20 protein-coding genes are annotated in these 19,713 nt (G+C 61.3%); 2 read left to right on the top strand and 18 right to left on the bottom strand.

Going from position 1 to position 19,713, the window contains the following annotated elements:
- The 8 genes from pabC to ACM6IP_RS21875 form a co-directional block, all read right to left on the bottom strand.
- The gene (gene pabC, locus ACM6IP_RS21910; protein WP_414862266.1) at positions 1-816 is read right to left on the bottom strand and encodes an aminodeoxychorismate lyase; all 816 of its coding nucleotides are present in this window, start codon (positions 814-816) and stop codon (positions 1-3) included.
- Entirely contained in the window at positions 816-2,060 is a 1,245-nt protein-coding gene (gene fabF, locus ACM6IP_RS21905; protein ID WP_095167644.1) for a beta-ketoacyl-ACP synthase II, read from the bottom strand. Before fabF ends, pabC begins: the two co-directional genes overlap by 1 nt.
- Before the next feature lie 108 nt (positions 2,061-2,168).
- Positions 2,169-2,405 carry an acyl carrier protein gene (acpP, locus tag ACM6IP_RS21900; RefSeq protein ID WP_003175607.1) on the bottom strand — a complete coding sequence of 79 codons (237 nt, stop codon included), beginning with the start codon at positions 2,403-2,405 and terminating at the stop codon, positions 2,169-2,171.
- A 192-nt stretch (positions 2,406-2,597) separates the two neighbouring features.
- A complete protein-coding gene (gene fabG, locus ACM6IP_RS21895) occupies positions 2,598-3,341 on the bottom strand; it encodes a 3-oxoacyl-ACP reductase FabG (protein WP_414862265.1) in 744 nt (247 codons plus the stop codon).
- 16 nt (positions 3,342-3,357) lie between these two features.
- Complete coding sequence (gene fabD / locus ACM6IP_RS21890; RefSeq protein WP_095167640.1) at positions 3,358-4,296, bottom strand: ACP S-malonyltransferase; 939 nt, start codon at positions 4,294-4,296, stop codon at positions 3,358-3,360.
- Between the two features lie 125 nt (positions 4,297-4,421).
- On the bottom strand, positions 4,422-5,432 hold the full coding sequence (gene plsX / locus ACM6IP_RS21885; RefSeq protein ID WP_095167639.1) for a phosphate acyltransferase PlsX: 1,011 nt from the start codon (positions 5,430-5,432) through the stop codon (positions 4,422-4,424).
- Between the two features lie 3 nt (positions 5,433-5,435).
- Positions 5,436-5,618, bottom strand: coding sequence for a 50S ribosomal protein L32 (rpmF, locus tag ACM6IP_RS21880; protein ID WP_003179396.1), 183 nt, complete (start codon positions 5,616-5,618; stop codon positions 5,436-5,438).
- A 13-nt stretch (positions 5,619-5,631) separates the two neighbouring features.
- Positions 5,632-6,159: a YceD family protein gene (locus tag ACM6IP_RS21875; protein ID WP_008050439.1), complete on the bottom strand. Its 528-nt coding sequence runs from the start codon at positions 6,157-6,159 to the stop codon at positions 5,632-5,634.
- 105 nt (positions 6,160-6,264) lie between these two features.
- Here ACM6IP_RS21875 and ACM6IP_RS21870 point away from each other — a divergent pair, with 105 nt between their 5' ends.
- Positions 6,265-6,843 (top strand): Maf family protein, encoded by a 579-nt coding sequence (locus tag ACM6IP_RS21870; protein WP_414862264.1) that lies wholly within the window; start codon positions 6,265-6,267, stop codon positions 6,841-6,843.
- A gap of 125 nt (positions 6,844-6,968) precedes the next feature.
- Here the strand turns inward: ACM6IP_RS21870 and sppA are convergent, their stop codons facing one another.
- The 3 genes from sppA to rluC are packed head-to-tail and all read right to left on the bottom strand — an operon-like array spanning position 6,969 to position 9,594.
- Positions 6,969-7,958: a signal peptide peptidase SppA gene (sppA, locus tag ACM6IP_RS21865; protein WP_414862263.1), complete on the bottom strand. Its 990-nt coding sequence runs from the start codon at positions 7,956-7,958 to the stop codon at positions 6,969-6,971.
- A 21-nt stretch (positions 7,959-7,979) separates the two neighbouring features.
- Positions 7,980-8,645 carry an HAD-IA family hydrolase gene (locus ACM6IP_RS21860; protein ID WP_095167634.1) on the bottom strand — a complete coding sequence of 222 codons (666 nt, stop codon included), beginning with the start codon at positions 8,643-8,645 and terminating at the stop codon, positions 7,980-7,982.
- Entirely contained in the window at positions 8,632-9,594 is a 963-nt protein-coding gene (rluC, locus tag ACM6IP_RS21855) for a 23S rRNA pseudouridine(955/2504/2580) synthase RluC (protein ID WP_095167632.1), read from the bottom strand. Before rluC ends, ACM6IP_RS21860 begins: the two co-directional genes overlap by 14 nt.
- A gap of 740 nt (positions 9,595-10,334) precedes the next feature.
- Here rluC and rne point away from each other — a divergent pair.
- Positions 10,335-13,535 (top strand): ribonuclease E, encoded by a 3,201-nt coding sequence (gene rne, locus ACM6IP_RS21850; RefSeq protein WP_414862262.1) that lies wholly within the window; start codon positions 10,335-10,337, stop codon positions 13,533-13,535.
- A 126-nt stretch (positions 13,536-13,661) separates the two neighbouring features.
- Here rne and ACM6IP_RS21845 read toward each other — a convergent pair whose 3' ends face one another.
- The 7 genes from ACM6IP_RS21845 to ACM6IP_RS21815 form a co-directional block, all read right to left on the bottom strand.
- Positions 13,662-14,261: a nucleotidyltransferase family protein gene (locus tag ACM6IP_RS21845; RefSeq protein ID WP_414862261.1), complete on the bottom strand. Its 600-nt coding sequence runs from the start codon at positions 14,259-14,261 to the stop codon at positions 13,662-13,664.
- Positions 14,261-16,576, bottom strand: a complete 2,316-nt coding sequence (locus ACM6IP_RS21840; protein WP_414862260.1) for a molybdopterin cofactor-binding domain-containing protein — start codon at positions 16,574-16,576, stop codon at positions 14,261-14,263. The genes ACM6IP_RS21845 and ACM6IP_RS21840 overlap by 1 nt, the downstream gene beginning before the upstream one ends.
- A complete protein-coding gene (locus ACM6IP_RS21835; protein ID WP_095167626.1) occupies positions 16,573-17,043 on the bottom strand; it encodes a (2Fe-2S)-binding protein in 471 nt (156 codons plus the stop codon). The genes ACM6IP_RS21840 and ACM6IP_RS21835 overlap by 4 nt, the downstream gene beginning before the upstream one ends.
- Positions 17,044-17,282: 239 nt before the next feature.
- Entirely contained in the window at positions 17,283-18,302 is a 1,020-nt protein-coding gene (gene murB, locus ACM6IP_RS21830; RefSeq protein ID WP_414862259.1) for a UDP-N-acetylmuramate dehydrogenase, read from the bottom strand.
- Positions 18,299-18,763, bottom strand: a complete 465-nt coding sequence (locus tag ACM6IP_RS21825; protein ID WP_159994492.1) for a low molecular weight protein-tyrosine-phosphatase — start codon at positions 18,761-18,763, stop codon at positions 18,299-18,301. The genes murB and ACM6IP_RS21825 overlap by 4 nt, the downstream gene beginning before the upstream one ends.
- A complete protein-coding gene (kdsB, locus tag ACM6IP_RS21820) occupies positions 18,763-19,527 on the bottom strand; it encodes a 3-deoxy-manno-octulosonate cytidylyltransferase (protein WP_095167621.1) in 765 nt (254 codons plus the stop codon). Before kdsB ends, ACM6IP_RS21825 begins: the two co-directional genes overlap by 1 nt.
- Entirely contained in the window at positions 19,524-19,709 is a 186-nt protein-coding gene (locus ACM6IP_RS21815; protein WP_095167619.1) for a Trm112 family protein, read from the bottom strand. Before ACM6IP_RS21815 ends, kdsB begins: the two co-directional genes overlap by 4 nt.
- Positions 19,710-19,713 lie beyond the last annotated feature (4 nt).

The following is a 19,713-nucleotide window of genomic DNA, read 5'->3' as shown; positions in this document are numbered from 1 at the left end:
TCAAGCATCCAGTAGCGCGCGGGCAATTCCCTGCAGTTTACGGGTGAGCGGCCCAACCGGCCAGCTCAGCGCAGCATATGCGTTTACCGGCCAGATGCCGTAGACGCTGTTGCAGACAAAGACTTCATCGGCCTGTTGCAGTTGTTCGAGGCTGATGTCAGTGATTTCAGTGGGGATCCCCAGTGACTTGGCTTGAAACAATAATTCGCCCCGCATCACCCCGGCGACACCACATCGGCGCAAATCGGCGGTCAGCAGCACGCCATCACGCACGATGAACAAATTACTGAACACACCCTCGATGACTCGGGCATCTACGTCCAACATCAACCCTTCTGCGCATTCAGGCCCCTGCCACTCGGCGCGGGCAAGGACTTGCTCAAGACGATTGAGGTGCTTGAGGCCGGCCAGCAGCGGCTGGCTGGCCAAACGCGTGGCACAGGGGAACAGGCGCACGCCGTACTCGGCATGAACGCTGGGGTAATGTGCAGGGGGATTGCCTTGCAGGATACGTCGCGGCGTAGCTGCAGGGTCGAAGGCATAACCGCGTTGACTGTCGCCGCGGGTCAGGATCAGCTTGAGCACGCCGTCGCCGAGCTCGGCGGCATAGGCCACCAGTTCGGCGCGAATCAGCCTGTGATCCGCCGCCAGCGCCAGGCGCAAGCAGCCCTCGGCCAGGCGTTGCAGGTGGCGTTCCAGCAATACGGGTTGGCCGCCCCTGACGGCGATGGTCTCGAACAAGCCATCGCCGTAGGCCAGGCCGCGGTCTTTTAGCGACAGTGCGTCAGCCGGCTGACCGTCGACCCAGCTTTCCATCAGTCGACGAACCGACGGAACACCAGCGAACCGTTGGTGCCACCAAACCCGAAGGAGTTGGACAGCACTACGTCGATATCCATGTTACGCGCAGTGTGCGGCACAAAATCGAGATCGCAGCCTTCGTCCGGCTCGTCCAGGTTGATGGTTGGCGGCGCGACCTGGCCGTTGATCGCCAGCACGCTGAAGATCGCCTCAACGGCGCCCGCGGCACCCAGCAGGTGGCCGGTCATGGACTTGGTCGAGCTGATGGCCAGCTTGTAGGCGTGATCGCCGAACACGGTCTTGATCGCCTGGGCTTCGGCGAGGTCGCCGGCCGAGGTCGAGGTGCCGTGGGCATTGATGTACTGCACCTGGTCGCCATTGATCCGCGCATCACGCAGGGCGTTGGCGATGCAGCGAGCAGCACCGGCACCGTCCGCCGGAGGCGAGGTCATGTGATAGGCATCGCCGCTGGTACCAAAGCCAATCAGCTCGGCGTAGATGGTCGCCCCGCGTGCCTTGGCGTGCTCCAGTTCTTCGAGAACCAGGGCCCCGGCACCGTCGGACAGTACAAAACCATCACGGCCCTTGTCCCATGGACGGCTGGCGCGGGTCGGCTCGTCATTACGCGTGGAGAGTGCACGGGCAGCACCAAAGCCCCCCATGCCCAGGCCACAGGCGGCCATCTCGGCACCGCCGGCAATCATCACATCGGCTTCGCCGTAGGCAATGTTGCGCGCAGCCATGCCGATACAGTGAGTACCGGTGGTGCAGGCAGTGGCAATGGCGTAGTTAGGTCCCTGTATACCCAGGTGGATCGACAGGAAACCGGAAATCATATTGATGATCGAGCCCGGCACGAAAAACGGCGAAATCCGTCGCGGCCCGGAATCATGCAGCGTGCGGCTGGTCTCTTCGATATTGGTCAGTCCGCCAATACCCGAGCCCATAGCCACGCCGATACGCTCACGGTTGGCATCGGTGACTTCCAGGCCGGCATTACGCACCGCCTGAAATCCGGCCGCCAGACCGTATTGAATGAACAGGTCGAGTTTGCGAGCTTCCTTGACCGACAGGTACTCCTCGACATTGAAGCCCTTTACCGAGCCGCCAAAACGAGTGGAATAGGCAGAAAGGTCAGTGTGTTCGATCAGACCAATGCCACTGCGGCCAGCCAGAATGCCCTGCCAGCTGCTCGGCACATCCGTGCCCAGTGGCGACAACATACCCATACCGGTGACTACGACGCGTCTACGCGACACAGCACTCTCCTTTTTCAAATGACGACTTTGCATCAGACCTAAAGAAAAAACCGCACGCCATGATGGCAGTGCGGTTTTTCCATGACAGCTAACAACGATTACAAACTATTACGCCTGGTGGCTAGTAACGTAATCGATGGCAGCTTGTACAGTAGTGATCTTCTCAGCTTCTTCGTCAGGGATTTCGGTCTCGAATTCCTCTTCCAGAGCCATCACCAGCTCAACGGTGTCAAGGGAGTCGGCACCCAGGTCTTCAACGAAGGAAGCAGTGTTCACCACTTCTTCTTCTTTAACGCCCAGTTGCTCAGCAACGATTTTCTTGACGCGCTCTTCGATGGTGCTCATACCTTGTTTTCACTCCTAATGGACAAATTCAGGCAGCTGGCCAGTGGGTAAGTGTATAGAAAGGCTTTTCAGTTTTTCAACTGAAAGCTTCACTCCTCAAACCCTGACGACCGGCTGCCTATAAATAGATTGCAGCTTTATAACGGATTTTAGACAGCTCGTATGACATTTTTTTGAAGCGATCCGTCACATTTAACTCATGTACATCCCGCCGTTCACCGGGATTGTAGCCCCAGTAACGTAAGCCGCACCGTCCGACGCAAGAAAAGCGACCACAGACGCGATCTCTTGAGCTTGCCCCAGACGACCCAGCGGAATTTGTGTCTGCAGGGCTTCACGCTGCGCTTCAGGCAGTTCGCGGGTCATATCGGTGTCGATGAACCCAGGAGCCACCGAGTTGACCGTAATCGAGCGCGAGCCCACTTCACGGGCCAAAGCGCGACTGAAACCTTCCAGACCTGCCTTGGCGGCTGCATAGTTTACTTGGCCTGCGTTGCCCATGGCACCCACAACCGAACCAATACTGATAATTCGACCCCAACGCGCCTTGGTCATGCCGCGCAAAACACCCTTGGACAGGCGGAACAGACTGTTCAGGTTGGTATCGACGACGTCATGCCATTCGTCATCTTTCATCCGCATCATCAGGTTATCGCGGGTGATACCGGCGTTATTGACCAGGATCGCCGGCGCACCGAATTGCTCCTGGATGCTCGCAAGAACACTGGCCACGGACTCGTCGCTAGTGACGTTGAGTTCCAGGCCCGTGCCTTGAATACCATTTACCTTCAGGGTGGCGGCAATGCGCTCGGCACCTGCGGCGGAAGTAGCGGTACCCACCACGATGGCGCCCTGACGACCCAATTCCAGGGCGATAGCCTGGCCGATGCCACGGCTCGCACCGGTGACCAGTGCAACTTTACCTTGCAGACTCATGCAAGCTTCTCCTGATTCAGGCCAACGCTGCACGGGTGGCAGCGAAGGCGTCTGGGGTATTGAGGTTGGATGTCGACACGCCTTCGGCGCAACGCTTGTTCAGGCCGGCCAGGACTTTGCCCGGGCCGCACTCGACCAGATTGGTCGCGCCCTTGGCCGCCAGCGCCTGTACGGACTCGACCCAGCGTACTGGCTTGAACAGTTGCTCGAGCAGATCACGCTTGAGGGTTTGCAGATCGGCCGGCACTTGTGCGCTGACGTTCTGCACCACTGGAATCTGCGGGGCCTGCCAGTCAATCGCGGCGACGGACTCGGCAAACTGCTCGGCCGCAGGACGCATCAGCTCACAGTGCGACGGCACGCTGACCGGCAACGGCATGGCGCGCTTGGCACCCCGCGCCTTGCAGCCTTCGATGGCACGCTCGACGGCCGCCTTGGCACCGGCGATCACCACCTGGCCCGGGGAGTTGAAGTTGACCGCGCTGACCACTTCGCCTTGCGCCGCCTCGGCACAGGCCGCCAGCACGTCAGCGTCGTCCAGGCCGAGAATCGCCGCCATGGCGCCCTGCCCGGCCGGAACGGCTTGCTGCATCAGTTGACCACGACGCTCGACCAGCTTCACGGCGTCGCCCAGGCTCAGGCTGCCTGCCGCGACCAGGGCACTGTATTCGCCCAGGCTGTGACCGGCCACATAAGCCGGACGCGCACCGCCTTCAGCCAGCCACAGGCGCCACAGGGCGATCGAGGCAGTGAGGATGGCCGGCTGGGTCTTGTCGGTTTGATTGAGCTGCTCTTCCGGCCCTTGCTGGGTCAGTGCCCACAGGTCGTAACCCAGAGCATCGGAAGCTTCTTTGAATGTTTCGAGGATCAGCGGATATTGCGCGCCCAACTCGGCCAGCATGCCGAGGGACTGCGAACCCTGTCCTGGAAAGACGAATGCGAGGGAAGCAGACATGTAACAAGCCCCTAATGATCTTGTCGTCGGAGAGTTGACGCCCCGCTGTGGGGACGCAAGAAACTGACAGTTGGATGGCCAATTGAACCGAGCGGTCACATTTAAGCATTGTCCGACGAAAATGCCTAAAGCAGCAAATCCTCGAGACGCCCATGGAGTCGCTGCGGCAGATTCTCCTGAATCTCGATCAAGGCTCGCTGGATCGCACTCTGAAAGCCCTGCACGCCAGCTGAACCGTGGCTCTTGACCACGATCCCCTGCAACCCGAGGAAGCTCGCGCCGTTGTGCCGGGCGGGCGCCAGGTCAGCCTGCAAACGCTTCATCAAGGGCAAGGCCAGGGCCCCGACCATCCTTGATGCAAGATTCTGCTTGAACAAGGCCTCGATACGCCCGGCAATCATGGTCGCCAGGCCTTCGCTGGACTTGAGCAGGATGTTGCCGACAAAACCATCACAGACCACCACATCCGCCTCACCCCGATACAGGCCGTCACCCTCGACAAAACCGATGTAGTTCAGGCCCCGGGCACCTTGCAACAGGGTCGCCGCAAGCTTGACCTGCTGATTGCCCTTGATGTCCTCGGTGCCGATATTCAACAACGCCACCCGGGGCCGGGCGATCCCCAGCGTCTCGGCCGCCACCGAACCCATCACCGCGAACTGGAACAGGTGCTCGGCACTGCAATCGACGTTAGCCCCCAGGTCCAGTAACTGGCAGTAACCCTTTTGTGTCGGGATCGCCGCGACCATCGCTGGCCGATCGATACCCGGCAACGTTTTGAGCACGAACCGCGACAACGCCATCAGCGCGCCGGTGTTGCCGGCACTGACACAGGCCTGGGCCTTGCCATCACGCAGCAACTCCAGCGCCACGCGCATCGACGAATCGGGCTTGCCACGCAGGGCCTGGGCAGGCTTTTCGTCCATGGTGATGACTTCGCACGCTGGAGCAATCGACAGGCGCGCGCGATCCACAGCCGATTGGCCAGCGATCAATTCTTCAAGAAGGGAGGGTTGACCGACGAGGGTCAGGTGCAGCGAGGGCGTAGCAGACAGGCAAGCAAGGCTGGCCTGAACAATGCTGCGGGGACCGAAGTCCCCGCCCATTGCGTCAATCGCGATGACTTGAGCGGACAAGGATTACTCGTCAGCGCCCTTGTCGATCACTTTACGGCCACGGTATACGCCTTCTGGCGATACGTGGTGACGCAGGTGAACTTCACCAGTGGTCTTTTCTACGGACAGAGTGCTTGCCTCGAGAGCGTCGTGCGAACGACGCATGTCACGGGCGGAGCGGGATTTTTTGTTCTGCTGAACAGCCATAATTGATTAACTCCTAAACGTTTGGGTCACGCTTTAACTGCGCCAATACACTGAACGGGTTGGACCGCGTTACCTCGTCCTCGCTCGGTTCGGGCTCATCGAGACCCGCCGGCTGCTGGCATTCTTCCGGATGATGAGCAGGCACAATGGGCAAGGCGAGCAAAAGCTCCTCCTCGATCAGTGACTGCAGATCCAAAGGATCTTCGCCCAGTTCCAGCACGTCATAACCTTTCGGCAACGACTGGGTATTCGCACCCTCCTTTACCACAGCATAACTGCATTCGCTGTGAATCGGCAGGGTGACCAGCTCAAGACAACGCTGGCAAACCATTTTGACCTCGGTGTCGATAAAGCTGTGGATCACCACAGATTTACGTTCATCTCGTTCAAAAACGAATTTAGCCTGCACCGTACCGACATTGTCGGAAAGCGGGTCGCAGAGTCTCTCCAAATCGGCCAGCAGCATTTCACCTTGAAGGGTGGTGCCACGATCAGCCAATTTGCGCGGGTCAACGTGAGGTGGAATCGGGTCATTCAACATAGGCGCAGCATTATAGGGATGCACCCGCCCTTGTCAAAGGAAATTCAGTCCTGTCCGTCACTTGCAGGCCCCGCTAGAATTTGCGGCTGACTTCTGGAGAGCCCTATGTTGCCTTTATTACTCGCTTCAAGCTCGGTTTATCGCCGCGAATTACTGGCTCGCCTGCAGTTGCCTTTTACCTGCAGTTCCCCGGATATCGACGAAAGCCCACTGGCGGGCGAGTCCGCCACCGAGCTGGTCAGGCGCCTGGCACAAACCAAGGCCCAAGCACTGGCCGCCAGCCATCCGGGGCATCTGATCATCGGCTCGGACCAGGTCGCGGTACTCGACGGCAAGATCATCGGCAAGCCCCACACCTTCGACAAGGCCCGCGAACAACTGCTGGCCGCCAGCGGTGCCAGCGTGACCTTCCTCACCGGCCTGGCCCTGCTCAACAGCCAGAGCGGCCACTGCCAGCTCGACTGCATCCCCTTTACCGTCCACATGCGCACGCTCGACCCAGCAAGCGTGGAGCGCTACCTGCGCGCAGAGCAGCCCTACGACTGCGCTGGCAGCTTCAAGGCCGAAGGATTGGGGGTAAGCCTGTTCCAACGCACCGAAGGCCCGGACGCCACCAGCCTGGTCGGCCTGCCGCTGATTCGCCTGGTAGACATGCTGCTGGCCGAAGGCGTGCAGATCCCGTAGCTGTCGCCAGATCCAACGCACCCGGCGAGGACTGCGCCCTCGAACGCAGCCTCGCGGGCTCGGCAGCTGCTACAGGCCATAAAAAAACCGGCCACGCAGGCCGGTTTTTTTATCTCGCACAGCAATCAGCGCAAGGCGGGGCCATGAAAGCCCATCCACATGGCCAACTGCTCGGCCACACTGGCGCCGAGCTTTTTCGAGAAGCGATCGAACGGCGATTCCTGGATGGTGAAGTCCACCAGCTCTTTCTCACCGATCACGTCCCGCGCCACCGAACTGGCACTGCCCAGGCCATCGATCAAGCCCAGCGGCAATGCCTGCTCGCCCGACCAGACCAGCCCGGAAAACAGCTCCGGATGATCTTTGTCCTTGAGCCGATCACCACGCCCCTTCTTCACGCTGGCGATGAACTGCTGATGGGTGGTATCCAGCACGCTCTGCCAGAATTTGGTTTCTTCCGGTTTTTGCGGCTGGAACGGATCGAGGAACGACTTGTGCTCACCCGAGGTGTAGGTACGCCGCTCGACACCCAGCTTCTCCATGGTACCTACAAAGCCATAGCCGGCCGCTGTGACACCAATGGAACCCACCAGACTGGCCTTGTCGGCATAGATCTGGTCCGCAGCGCTGGCGATGTAGTAGGCACCCGAGGCGCCCAGGTCGGAAATCACCGCATAAACCTTGATTTGCGGGTGCAAGGCGCGCAAGCGCACAATTTCGTCATAGACGTAGCCGGACTGCACCGGACTGCCGCCAGGGCTGTTGATCCGCAGCACGACACCCTTGACCTTGGCATCCTCGAACGCCGCACGCAGGCTGCCGACGATATTGTCGGCACTGGCCGGCTCTTTATCGGCAATCACCCCAGTGATCTCGATCAATGCGGTGTAGCCCGAGCTGCGCGTCGCGCTCTTTTCAATGTCCATCAGCGGCGTGAACAGGATCAACGCGACAATCAGGTACACAAAGGTCAACAGCTTGAAGAAAATCCCCCAACGCCGCGAGCGACGCTGCTCCTGCACCCCGGCCAGCAGGGTTTTTTCCAGCAGTTTCCAGCTCTTGTCTTCGCCGTCTTCAGCACTGGCTTTGACAGGCGCCTTCCATTCGTCAGTCATTGCATCTACCCCAACCCAAACTTAATTGGCCTGCTGACCCAGCCAGGCATGCAATTGCGAAAAATGATCAATGGCCAGGCACGGCTCGTACGCACGCAGCGCCTCTATGGATTGCGCGCCATAGCTGACTGCCACAGACGCCATCCCGGCATTGCGAGCCATCTGCAGATCGAACGACGAATCCCCCACCATCAGCGCCTGCCCAGGCCCGACCGCGCAATGCGCCAGGATCTGCTCGAGCATCAAGGGGTGCGGCTTGCTAGCGGTTTCGTCGGCGGCGCGGGTGATATCAAAATAATCTTCCCAGCCATGGGACTTCAGCACCCGATCCAGGCCACGACGCGCCTTGCCAGTGGCTACGGCCAACTGATAGCCCTCGGCGCGGAACGCCTCAAGCGACTCGAGCACGCCCTCGAACAACGGCGAAGGCTCGGCCTCCAGCGCTATGTAGTGATCGGCATAATGCTGACGAAACGCCACCAGCTCGGCATCACCGATTTGCGGATACAAGGTGCGAATCGCCTCTGGCAAACCCAGCCCGATAATGCCCTTGACCGCCAGATCGCTGCACAGCGCAAAACCCGAGCGTTCAGACGCGACGTGCATCGCCTCGACGATCCGACCAATGGAATCGGCCAGTGTCCCGTCCCAATCGAAAATCAGTAGCTTGCAATCAGAGGGGTGCACTCAGGCGCTCCACGGTCTTGGCCCACATTTCGTCCACTGGCGCCTGCAACTTCAACTCACCGCCATCGGGCAGCGGCACGGTCAGCATGTAGGCATGGAGGAACAATCGCTTGCCGCCCAGATCGCGAATCTCCTTGGAGAAACCTTCCTCGCCGTACTTGGTATCGCCAGCAATGCAGTGCCCGGCGTGCAAGGTGTGGACGCGGATCTGGTGAGTCCGGCCGGTAATCGGCTTGGCTTCGATCAGGGTGGCAAAGTCGCCAAAACGACGCAGGACCTTGAACACGGTCACCGACTCCTTGCCCTCCTCCTCGTCGACTTCGACCATGCGCTCGCCGGAGCGCAGATTGCTCTTGCCGAGCGGCGCCCGGACTTGCTTGATCGAGCTCGCCCAGTTGCCGCGAACCAGCGCCATGTAGCGCTTGTCGACACCATCGCCGCGCAATGCCGTGTGCAAGTGACGCAGCATGCTGCGTTTCTTGGCGATCATCAGCAGGCCAGAGGTATCACGGTCGAGACGGTGCACCAGCTCGAGCTCCTTGCAATCGGGACGCAACTGACGAAAGGCTTCAATCACCCCGAAGGTCAAGCCGCTGCCACCGTGGACCGCAATGCCGCAAGGCTTGTTGATCACGATCAGCGCCTTGTCTTCAAAGACAATCGAGGCTTCCAGGCGTTGCAACAACCCCTGGGCCAGGGGCACTGGCTCGTCACGCTCCGGCACACGCACCGGCGGCACGCGCACGATGTCGCCCGCCTGCAGCTTGTACTCGGGCTTGATCCGACCTTTGTTCACGCGCACTTCGCCTTTACGCAAAATGCGGTAAATCAAGGTCTTGGGCACACCTTTGAGCCGAGCAAGAAGGAAGTTGTCAATTCGTTGGCCGGCATATTCCGGCGAGACCTCCAGCAGTTGTACGGCTGGGGTCGGGGGGGCAGTAGTCGTCATGCCGCGAATGATAACAATTTTTTATGGAATTGAAGCACTTAATCATTGCTGCTATAGTCGCGAACGCCGCCAAAAGCGGCTGGACAGAGGACAAACGGCAAGTTGCCGGCCCTGACCAACGCAATTCATCAGGACGCGAGGCCGTCCTACGGGGCTTTCGCATCTTCTGGAAGGTTCGTGATTGTAACAAGCGCAGGTGACATGAGGCCTGAAGCGAGTGCAACAAACAGAGTACCACTCGTCTGTTGCGCCGATATTTACGGCCAGTTCACAAAGTGCAGTCAGTCCCGAATCACACCTGGGTCGAGAGTTTCGGAAACAACGCCTGTTACAAGCTGGGAGCCAGCCAAACAGCTTTCACCCAGTCTTGTGTAGCCATGAGCGTGGACTCCCCATTGGAGAACACGGTAAATGCCAACCCGCTGCGGATTCTGCGCGCGGCAGCACCCGAATTATCAGGGATACGTGTAGGGTGGAGATGCACAACCGTCGGACCGTGTAGCACTAGGCTTATATTTAGACGCTTCATCTCGTCCACAGTCGCCGGTTGATTCCTCCTCCTGACTGAGTGCTTAAGTAGCCACAGCAAGCAGGACGCGTACGTCGCGATGAAGGCCCACATTGGCCGGACTTCGCTAGACACGGGAATGGCCAACCACTCCCGACGCACCTGACACCGACCGTGAGAAGTCGTGTGTGCCGAACGCCGTTTCCGGCAGCCCGGAAACCGACGGTACTACATGAAAAGAATGCTGATTAACGCAACTCAACCCGAAGAGTTGCGTGTTGCACTGGTAGATGGCCAGCGCCTCTACGACCTGGACATCGAATCCGGTGCACGCGAGCAGAAGAAGGCCAACATCTATAAAGGCCGGATTACTCGCATCGAACCAAGCCTTGAGGCTGCCTTTGTCGATTTCGGCTCTGAGCGCCACGGCTTCCTGCCCCTCAAAGAAATCTCCCGCGAATACTTCAAGAAAGCGCCTGAAGGCCGCGTCAATATCAAGGACGTCCTGAGCGAAGGCCAGGAAGTCATCGTTCAGGTCGAAAAAGAAGAACGTGGCAACAAGGGCGCAGCCCTGACCACCTTCATCAGCCTGGCCGGTCGTTACCTGGTGCTGATGCCGAACAACCCACGTGCCGGCGGTATCTCCCGTCGCATCGAAGGTGAAGAGCGCAACGAACTGCGTGAAGCCCTGAACGGCCTGGTTGCCCCGGCTGACATGGGTCTGATCGTGCGCACTGCCGGCCTTGGCCGCAGCAGCGAAGAAATGCAGTGGGACCTCGACTACCTGCTGCAACTCTGGACCGCCATCAAAGAAGCTTCGCTGGACCGTTCCGCGCCGTTCCTGATCTACCAGGAAAGCAACGTGATCATCCGCGCGATCCGCGACTACCTGCGCCAGGACATCGGCGAAGTGCTGATCGACAGCGTTGAAGCCCAGGACGAAGCCCTGACCTTCATCCGCCAGGTGATGCCGCAGTACGCCAGCAAGATCAAGCTGTACGAAGACAGCGTGCCGCTGTTCAACCGTTTCCAGATCGAAAGCCAGATCGAAACCGCATTCCAGCGCGTTGTCGAACTGCCTTCCGGCGGCTCCATCGTCATCGATCCGACCGAAGCCCTGGTGTCCATCGACATCAACTCGGCGCGCGCCACCAAAGGCAGCGACATCGAAGAAACCGCTCTGCAGACCAACCTTGAAGCCGCTGAAGAAATCGCCCGTCAGTTGCGCCTGCGCGACATCGGCGGCCTGATCGTCATCGACTTCATCGACATGACCCCTGCCAAGAACCAGCGCGCCGTGGAAGAGAAAGTCCGCGAATGCCTGGAAGCCGACCGCGCTCGCGTACAAGTCGGTCGCATCTCGCGCTTCGGCCTGCTGGAAATGTCCCGTCAGCGCCTGCGTCCGTCTCTCGGCGAAAGCAGCGGCATCGTCTGCCCGCGTTGCAACGGTACCGGCATCATCCGTGACGTTGAATCGCTGTCGCTGGCGATCCTGCGCCTGATCGAAGAAGAAGCCCTGAAAGACCGTACCGCCGAAGTTCGCGCCCAGGTGCCGATCCCGGTGGCAGCGTTCCTGCTCAACGAAAAACGCAACTCGATCACCAAGATCGAACTGCGCACCCGTGCCCGCATCGTCATCCTGCCGAACGATCACCTCGAGACGCCGCACTTCGAAGTGCAGCGCCTGCGCGATGACAGCCCGGAAGCCCACACCAACCAGTCCAGCTACGAAATCGCAGCTGCCGCGGCTGAAGTGGAAGAAGTGCAACCGGCCGCCGCCACCCGCACCCTGGTTCGCCAGGAAGCTGCCGTGAAGACTGCACCCGCCCGTGCCAACGCACCGGTGCCGGTTGAAGTCGCAGCTGCTCCGGTAGTCGCTCCGGTTGCGGTACCAGAGCCAAGCCTGTTCAAGGGCCTGGTGAAGTCGCTGGTCAGCCTGTTCGCCACCAAGGAAGAGCCAGCCGCTCCGGTAGTGGTTGAAAAACCTGCCGCCGAGCGTCCAGCCCGCAACGAAGAACGTCGCAACGGTCGTCAGCAGAGCCGCAACCGTAACGGTCGCCGCGATGAAGAACGCAAGCCACGCGAAGAACGTGCACCGCGTGAAGAACGCGCTCCACGTGAGCCGCGCGAAGAGCGTCAACCACGCGAAGCCCGTGAAGAGACCCCGACCGTCGCTCGCGAAGAACGCGCACCTCGCGCCCCACGCGAAGAGCGCGCTCCACGTCCACCACGTGAAGAGCGCAAGCCACGTGGCGATCGTGAAGACCGCCCAGTGCGCGAACTGCGTGAACCTCTGGATGCCGCACCTGCTGCCGCCGTTGCTGTTGCTGCTAGCGCCGTCGCTGAAGAGCGCCCGGCTCGCCAGCCACGCGAAGAGCGTGCACCGCGTCCGCCGCGTGAAGAGCGTCAACCACGTGCCGAACAAGCTGCAGCCCCGGTTGCCGAAGAAGAAGAACTGGTAACCAGCGAAGAGCAACTGCCGGAAGATGGCCAGGACAACGCCGAAGGCGATCGTCCACGCCGCCGCTCCCGTGGCCAGCGTCGCCGCAGCAACCGTCGTGAGCGTCAACGTGATGCCAATGGCAATGTGATCGAAGGCTCGGAAGAGTCCGAAGGCAGCGAAGAGCCTACGGGCGCAGAACTGGCTGCCGGCCTGGCCGTGACCGCCGCTGTTGCCAGCACCGTGATCAGTGCTCCAGCCGAAGCCGAGGCTCATCAGCAAGCTGAACGTGCAACCGCCGCCGTGACTGAAGAAGTTGTTCAGCCAACCGCCCAGGTTGAAGCGCCAGTCGTGGAAGCCACCACTCCAGTCGAAGCACCAGCCGCTCCTGCTGTAGAAGTGGCTCCGGCGGTTGAAGCCCAGACTGTTGAAGCACAACCGCAAGTAGTGGCTGAAGCCGAAGCCGTGGTTGAAGCACCTGTCGCTGTAGAGGCCGTTGTCGAAGCCCCTGTGGTGGTTGAAGCACCTGCTTTCGAAGCACCAGTCGCCGAACAGGCGCCTGAAGCCCGCGAAGAGCAGACTGCCTTCAACTGGGTAGCTGAGCCAGCCGTGGTTGAAGCCGTGGCTGCCGAGGTTGTGGCACCGGTTGCCGAAGTGGTTGCCGAGCCAGCCCCCGTGGCTGCCGAACCAGCGCCAGTTGAAGCCCGGGTAGTGGCTGAAGCTGCCGCCCCTGTGGCCGAAGCTGCGCCAGCTGCGGTCCTGACCGAAAACGGTCGTGCGCCGAACGACCCACGTGAAGTGCGTCGCCGCAAGCGCGAAGCCGAGCGCCTGCAGAAGGAAGCCGAACTGGCTGCCACTGCTGCACCGGTCGCTGAAGTTGCTGCCGAGCCTGCTGCCCCTGCCATCGACGAAAACCTGCGTTCCGTTGAAGAAGTGGTAGAGCAACACCCTGAGGCCCTGGAAAAAGAACACGAGCCTAAACCCCTCGCCTGATTCCATCCGCCACTAAAAAGCCCCGCCTGAGCAATCAGGCGGGGCTTTTTTTATCGTGGGAACCGGCGCCCGCTCCCAGGTTGGTACGTCCATCGCTGGCAAGCCACAAAGGCATCACCCGGCTGACTAACCAAAGACCAGCGCCTGTGGCTCATCCACATCCCACAGAACACCCCCATCCGTCACCGCCACCTCGACCACCTTGGCCGTGGCAAACAACGGCTTGGCCCCACGATCTCCGGACAGGGCCATCAACGCCGGGCCAAACGATGCGCCAAACCCCACGGGGTGGCCGAACTCGCCCGCCCGCACCGGCACACTGATGGTATCGGCCGCCACTTGGGCAACCACCTCATCAATACTCGCCGGCAAGATAAACGGCATATCTCCCAGCACCACCAGCCAGCCCTCCAACCCTGGGCAGGCCGCCACCGCCGCGGCGATGCTGTCGCCCATGCCCGCCGATGCCAGCCACAGCACTTCGCAGCCGTAGACACGGGCCAGCCGGGCGACCTCGGCGCGGTCCGGCGTGGTCACCAACCAGCGCGGCTGGACGCTGTCCGGCAAGTTGCGCAGGCTATGCTCGAGCACCGGCCGGACAACCCCATCGCGGCCTTTGCACAGCGCCAGCAGCTTGTCCTGGTCAGCGCCGGCCACTTGTCGATAACGACTGCCCTGCCCTGCCGCGAGAATGATCGCGCCGACATTGCGCTGCACACGCGCCATCACGCCTTTTCCTGCTGCCAGCCTTGCAGCTGATAACGCACGGGCAAACTACGGATACGCTTGCCAGTCGCGGCAAAGATCGCATTGCACAGGGCCGGTGCAATCGGTGGCACGCCCGGCTCGCCGACCCCGCCCAATGGCACGTTGCCCGGTGGCGTGACCAGATGCACCGCCAGCACCTTTGGCGCCAGGGACATGCGTGCCACCTCGTACATATGGAAGTTGTCTTGCTGGACCTTGCCGTCCTTGAAGCTGATCTCCCCCAGCACCGCGTTGCCCAGGCCCATCACGCAGGCCCCCTCGAACTGCGAGCGAATACGCTCGGGATTGATCTGCGGACCACAATCGACGGCGATATCCGCCTTGTGCACCACCAGCGTCCCGTCATCCCCGACCTCCACTTCGATGACTGCCGCCACATAGGTGACGAAGCTGTAGTGCACTGCCAGCCCCAGGCCACGGCCCTTGGGCAACTCGCGACCCCAGCCGGCAGCCTGGGCGGCGGTTTCCAGCACCGCACGCAGACGCGCGGTGTCGATCGGGTAACGTTCGGGGGATTCGCCGTAGTTCCACTCCTCGCTCAAGGTCCGCGGGTCGATCTGCCTATCAGGCCCCAATAGCTTGATCTGGTACTTGAGCGGATCCTGGCCGGCCTTGTGCGCCAGCTCGTCGACAAAGCTCTGGATGGCGAAACCATGGGGAATGTTCGACACCGAACGATACCAGCCGACCCGGGTATGGGCAGCGGCTGCGGGATTTTCCAGGCGCACGTTGGGAATCGCATAGGCCATGTTGGTGAAGCCCATGCCCAGCTCAAAAGCGGCTTCGTGATTCATCCCCGGCGCGAACAACGCGGTGATGCTCGGCGCCACGGTGCGGTGCAGCCAACCGGATGGCATGCCGTCCTGATTGAGACTGGCCTTGAGGTATTCGGCCGAAACCGTATGGAAGTAGGAGTTGTGGATATCGTCTTCACGGGTCCACTGCACCCGCACCGCCTTGCCGGGAAACGCCTGGGCCAGGATCGCCGCCTCGAGGATGAAGTCCGGCTTGGACTTGCGCCCGAAACCACCACCGAGCAAGGTGACGTTCACCCTGACCTTGTCGAACGGTATGCCCAGGCGTTCGGCGATGCGCTCACGGGTGACCTGGGGGGCCTGGCTCGGCGCCCAGGCTTCGCACTGGCCATCCTTGAAGCGCGCTACGGCAACCATCGGTTCCATTGGCGACTGTGCCAGGTGAGGCAAGTAATAGGACGCTTCCAGGCTGCTGTCGGCACTGTTCAACGCCTCGTCGATATTGCCGGTGCTGCGCACTACCTTGCCCGGCTTGAGCGCAGCAGCCTCCAGTTCCTTGCGGTAGGCAAGCGAGTCATACGCTGCATTGGCGCCGTCGGCCCAGACAATTTTCAGCGCCTCGCGCCCCTTGATCGCCGCCCAGGTATTGCTCGCAATCACCGCCACACCGCCCAGCGGCTGGAACTCGGAGGGAATCGGCCGGCTGTCGATCTGCATCACCTTGACCACCCCCGGCACCTTCAGCGCCGCACTGGCATCAAAGGACTTGACCGTGCCGCCATACACCGCCGGCCGCGCTACGGTGGCAAAGAGCATACCTTCGAAGTGCACATCGGCGCCGTAGACCGCCCGCCCGGTGACAATGTCTTCGCCGTCAATGGCACGTACCGACTCCTTGCCGATGTAACGAAACTCCGACGGCTGCTTCAGCCGCAGGCTTTCTCGCGCCGGTACCGGCAAGGCAGCGGCCGCCTCGGCCAGCGCGCCGTAGCCCAATTGGCGACCACTGGGCTGATGGCGGACGGTATGCAATTGCGCCCGGCATTCGTCGACTGGCACTTGCCATTGATTGGCCGCCGCCTGCTCCAGCATGCTCCGCGCCGCGGCCCCACACCGGCGCATCGGCTCGTACCAGTGGCGCATGCTGCGCGAACCGTCGGTGTCCTGGTTGCCGAAACGTACTTCATCGCCCGGCGCTTGGCGGACCTTGACCATGGCCCAGTCGGCGTCCAGTTCATCGGCCACCACCATGCTCAAGCTGGTGCGCACGCCCTGGCCCATTTCCGAGCGGTTGCACAGCACCGTCACCGTGCCATCGGCGGCTATGCTGACGTACACCTTGGGGTCATCGATCCAGCCGTTGGGCATGCCCTCGGCACCGAACTTTTTGACCTCGGCGAACGCCTCCTGCCACCCCCAACTGGCTGCCAGCACCAGCGCACCGGTGGCACCTACCCCCTTGAGAAAGCCGCGTCGACTGAGGTTGCTCAGGACAAAATCACTGGGTAAGCGGCTCATGCCTTGGCCTCCTGCAGATGAGTCGCCACCTGGCGGATTGCAGTCTTGATCCGGTTATAGGTGCCACAGCGGCAGATATTGCCGACCATCGCGGTCTCGATCTGCTCATCGCTGGGGTTGGGATGAGTCTTGAGCAATGCCGTGGCCGACATGATCTGGCCACCCTGGCAGAACCCGCACTGCGCCACGGCCGTATCAAGCCAGGCTTGCTGGACCAGTTGGCCGAGCGGATCGCGGTGCAGGTTGTCGATAGTACCGATATCCTGGCCGACCACCGAACCGATCGGGGTGATGCAACTGCGCGCCGGGGCACCGTCGATATGGATGGTGCACGCACCGCACAGGCCCATGCCACAGCCAAACTTGGTGCCGCTGTAACCGGCAACGTCGCGGATCGCCCAGAGCAGCGGCATGTCCTCGGTGACGTCCAGTTGATGGTCTTGACCATTGAGCTTCAGGGTAATCATGGGCACGCCCGCATATGCATGAGGTTATGGGGCCGAGTTATCTGCCGCGCTGTAGCGAGGGTTCGGAACACGCAGATCGACTCAGGCTAATGGGCTCTCTTGTGAAGATGGGTCTTCACCGGGCCTTCGGTGGAGCAAAATGAAAACATCGTCAGAAGCTCACGTTAACTGATCATTAACAAAAAAGCCCTGCAACCATTAGGGTGTGCAGGGCTCTGGGTTCAGCGTTCAAGCGTAGCTCAATAGCGGTTCGGTTCCATTTCCAGCTCGACATTAAAACGCTCGAATATGTCTTTCTGGATCCGCTGCGCCAGCGCGAGCAACTCAAGCCCGGTGGCACCGCCATAGTTGACCAGCACCAGCGATTGCAGCCGGTGTACTCCGGCGTCGCCTTCGCGAAAACCTTTCCAGCCCGCCTGCTCGATCAACCAGCCGGCCGCCAGTTTGACCTGGCCATCGGCTTGTGGATATCCGACCAGGCCCGGGTGCGCGAGGCGGATTTGCGCGGCCAACTGGGCGCCGACCAGCGGATTCTTGAAAAAGCTGCCGGCGTTGCCGAGCACGGCCGGGTCAGGCAGCTTCTCACTGCGAATGCTGCAAATCGCCTGGCTGACATCGCTGGCGCTCGGCCGCTCGATGCCCTGCTCGGTCAGGCGCTGGCGCACCGGACCGTATTCCAGGTGCAAATGCTCGACCCGGTCCAGGGCAAAACGTACCCGCAGGATCAACCAGCGGCCAACCTGTTGCTTGAACAGGCTGTCGCGATAGGCGAAGTTACATTCGGCCAGGGTGAAATCCCGCAGCTCGCCGGTCTGGCGATCGAGGGCCGTCAACCCGGCGAACACGTCCTTGATCTCGACGCCATAGGCCCCGATGTTCTGCATCGGCGCCGCGCCTACCGTGCCGGGAATCAGGCTGAGGTTTTCAAGACCCGACAAGCCCTGCGCCAGCGTCCACAGCACAAAGGGGTGCCAGGCTTCGCCCGCCTCGGCTTCGATCACTACACGCGTGCCATCGTCGCTCAACTGGCGAATCCCGCGAGTGGCCATGCGCAGCACCAACGCCTGGATGTCCGCCGTCAGCAGCAGGTTGCTGCCCGCGCCAATCACCAGCAATGGCAGCCCGTGGTCGCCGGCATACGCCAGCGCCTGGCGAACGTCGGCATCGCTTTGGGCCTCGGCGAACAGCTGCGCGCGCACATCCACGCCAAAGCTGTTGAACGGCTTGAGCGAAACCTGCGACTGCAGGTGCAAAGTCATAAGCGTCCCTTCAATTCAATCACCAGCAAATCGCAGGCCTGCTCGATCAGGTCCAGCACCTGTTCGAAGCCATGTTCACCGTCGTAGTAAGGATCCGGTACGTCATCGACACTCGACTCATATCGACGCAGGAACAGGTCCAGCTCAGCCTTGCCCTGGGTCGGCTGCAGGGTCTTGAGGTGGCGCAGGTTGCTCTGGTCCATGGCCAGGATCAGGTCGTAGCTGGAGAAGTCGGCACGCGTTACCTGTTGCGCCCGTTGCGCCGACAGGTCGTAGCCACGGCGCAGGGCCGCGGCCTGGCTGCGCTTGTCGGGCGGATTGCCGACATGCCAGTCGCCGGTACCTGCAGAAGCCACGTCGACCTGCCCGGTCAGCCCGGCTGCACGCAGCTTATGCCGCAGTACGCCTTCGGCCGTCGGCGACCGGCAGATATTGCCCAGGCAGACAAACAGAACCCGCATCAGGCCTCCAGCAGGCGACGGACGCGCTCGAGGTCTTCAAGGGTGTCGACCCCCGCTGGCGGGGCAATAAGGGCATCGGCGACATGGATCCGCACGCCGTGCCAGAGCGCGCGCAGCTGCTCCAGGCACTCGGTGTCTTCCAGCCAGCACGGGCCCCAGCTGACGAAGTCATGCAGGAAGCCGGCACGGTAGGCGTAGATCCCGATATGACGGCGGTACGGCACGCCTTCAGGCATTTGCGTCTGGCTCTTGGCGAACTGGTCGCGCGCCCACGGCAGGGTCGCCCGGCTGAAGGTCAACGCCAGGCCATTGAGGTCGCTGACGACCTTGACCACATTGGTGTTGAACAGGGTTTCAAGGTCTTCGATCGGTTCGGCCAGGGTCGCCATGCCCGCTTCGGCATGGGCTGCCAGGTTGGCGGCGACCTGGTCGATCACGCTCGGCGGAATCAACGGCTCGTCACCCTGGACGTTGACCACGATGGCATCTGGCGCCAGGCCCAACTGGGTGGCCACCTCGGCCAGGCGGTCAGTGCCGGAGTTGTGGTCGACCCGGGTCATCACCACTTCGCCACCAAAGGCTTGGCAGGCCTCGACAATGCGCGCGTCGTCAGTGGCGATTACCACTCGTTGGGCGGCACTTTTACGCGCCTGTTCCCAGACATGCTGGACCATCGGCTTGCCGGCAATCATCTGCAGGGGCTTGCCCGGCAGGCGCGTGGAGGCAAATCGCGCCGGAATCACCACGGTGAACGCGTTGCTCATTTGTCCAGGCGCTCTTCGGTGGTCAGGGTACGGGCTTCGGTTTCCAGCATGACCGGAATGCCATCACGAATCGGAAATGCCAGGCCAGCACCCTTGCTGATCAGTTCGGTCTTGTCGGCGCTGAGCTTGAGTGGACCTTTGCAGATCGGGCAGGCGAGGATGTCGAGCAATTTGGTGTCCATGAAA

Origin of the sequence: Pseudomonas sp. IT-P176 (genome assembly GCF_949767245.1) — a bacterium.
GTDB lineage: Bacteria > Pseudomonadota > Gammaproteobacteria > Pseudomonadales > Pseudomonadaceae > Aquipseudomonas.
The sequence above is the reverse complement of the archived record's forward strand: the minus strand, read 5'-3'. Positions and strand labels throughout refer to the sequence as shown.

Bases quoted from the DNA above. Each gene is read 5' to 3' on its own strand.
- ACM6IP_RS21870 (WP_414862264.1), top strand. From the start codon at position 6,265: ATGTTGCCTTTATTACTCGCTTCAAGCTCGGTTTATCGCCGCGAATTA.
- ACM6IP_RS21835 (WP_095167626.1), bottom strand. From the start codon at position 17,043: ATGATTACCCTGAAGCTCAATGGTCAAGACCATCAACTGGACGTCACC.
- sppA (WP_414862263.1), bottom strand. From the start codon at position 7,958: ATGACTGACGAATGGAAGGCGCCTGTCAAAGCCAGTGCTGAAGACGGC.
- ACM6IP_RS21845 (WP_414862261.1), bottom strand. From the start codon at position 14,261: ATGGCGCGTGTGCAGCGCAATGTCGGCGCGATCATTCTCGCGGCAGGG.
- ACM6IP_RS21825 (WP_159994492.1), bottom strand. From the start codon at position 18,763: ATGCGGGTTCTGTTTGTCTGCCTGGGCAATATCTGCCGGTCGCCGACG.
- pabC (WP_414862266.1), bottom strand. From the start codon at position 816: ATGGAAAGCTGGGTCGACGGTCAGCCGGCTGACGCACTGTCGCTAAAA.
- ACM6IP_RS21875 (WP_008050439.1), bottom strand. From the start codon at position 6,159: ATGTTGAATGACCCGATTCCACCTCACGTTGACCCGCGCAAATTGGCT.
- fabD (WP_095167640.1), bottom strand. From the start codon at position 4,296: ATGTCTGCTTCCCTCGCATTCGTCTTTCCAGGACAGGGTTCGCAGTCC.
- ACM6IP_RS21840 (WP_414862260.1), bottom strand. From the start codon at position 16,576: ATGAGCCGCTTACCCAGTGATTTTGTCCTGAGCAACCTCAGTCGACGC.
- rpmF (WP_003179396.1), bottom strand. From the start codon at position 5,618: ATGGCTGTTCAGCAGAACAAAAAATCCCGCTCCGCCCGTGACATGCGT.
- rne (WP_414862262.1), top strand. From the start codon at position 10,335: ATGAAAAGAATGCTGATTAACGCAACTCAACCCGAAGAGTTGCGTGTT.
- kdsB (WP_095167621.1), bottom strand. From the start codon at position 19,527: ATGAGCAACGCGTTCACCGTGGTGATTCCGGCGCGATTTGCCTCCACG.
- murB (WP_414862259.1), bottom strand. From the start codon at position 18,302: ATGACTTTGCACCTGCAGTCGCAGGTTTCGCTCAAGCCGTTCAACAGC.
- rluC (WP_095167632.1), bottom strand. From the start codon at position 9,594: ATGACGACTACTGCCCCCCCGACCCCAGCCGTACAACTGCTGGAGGTC.
- ACM6IP_RS21815 (WP_095167619.1), bottom strand. From the start codon at position 19,709: ATGGACACCAAATTGCTCGACATCCTCGCCTGCCCGATCTGCAAAGGT.
- fabG (WP_414862265.1), bottom strand. From the start codon at position 3,341: ATGAGTCTGCAAGGTAAAGTTGCACTGGTCACCGGTGCGAGCCGTGGC.
- acpP (WP_003175607.1), bottom strand. From the start codon at position 2,405: ATGAGCACCATCGAAGAGCGCGTCAAGAAAATCGTTGCTGAGCAACTG.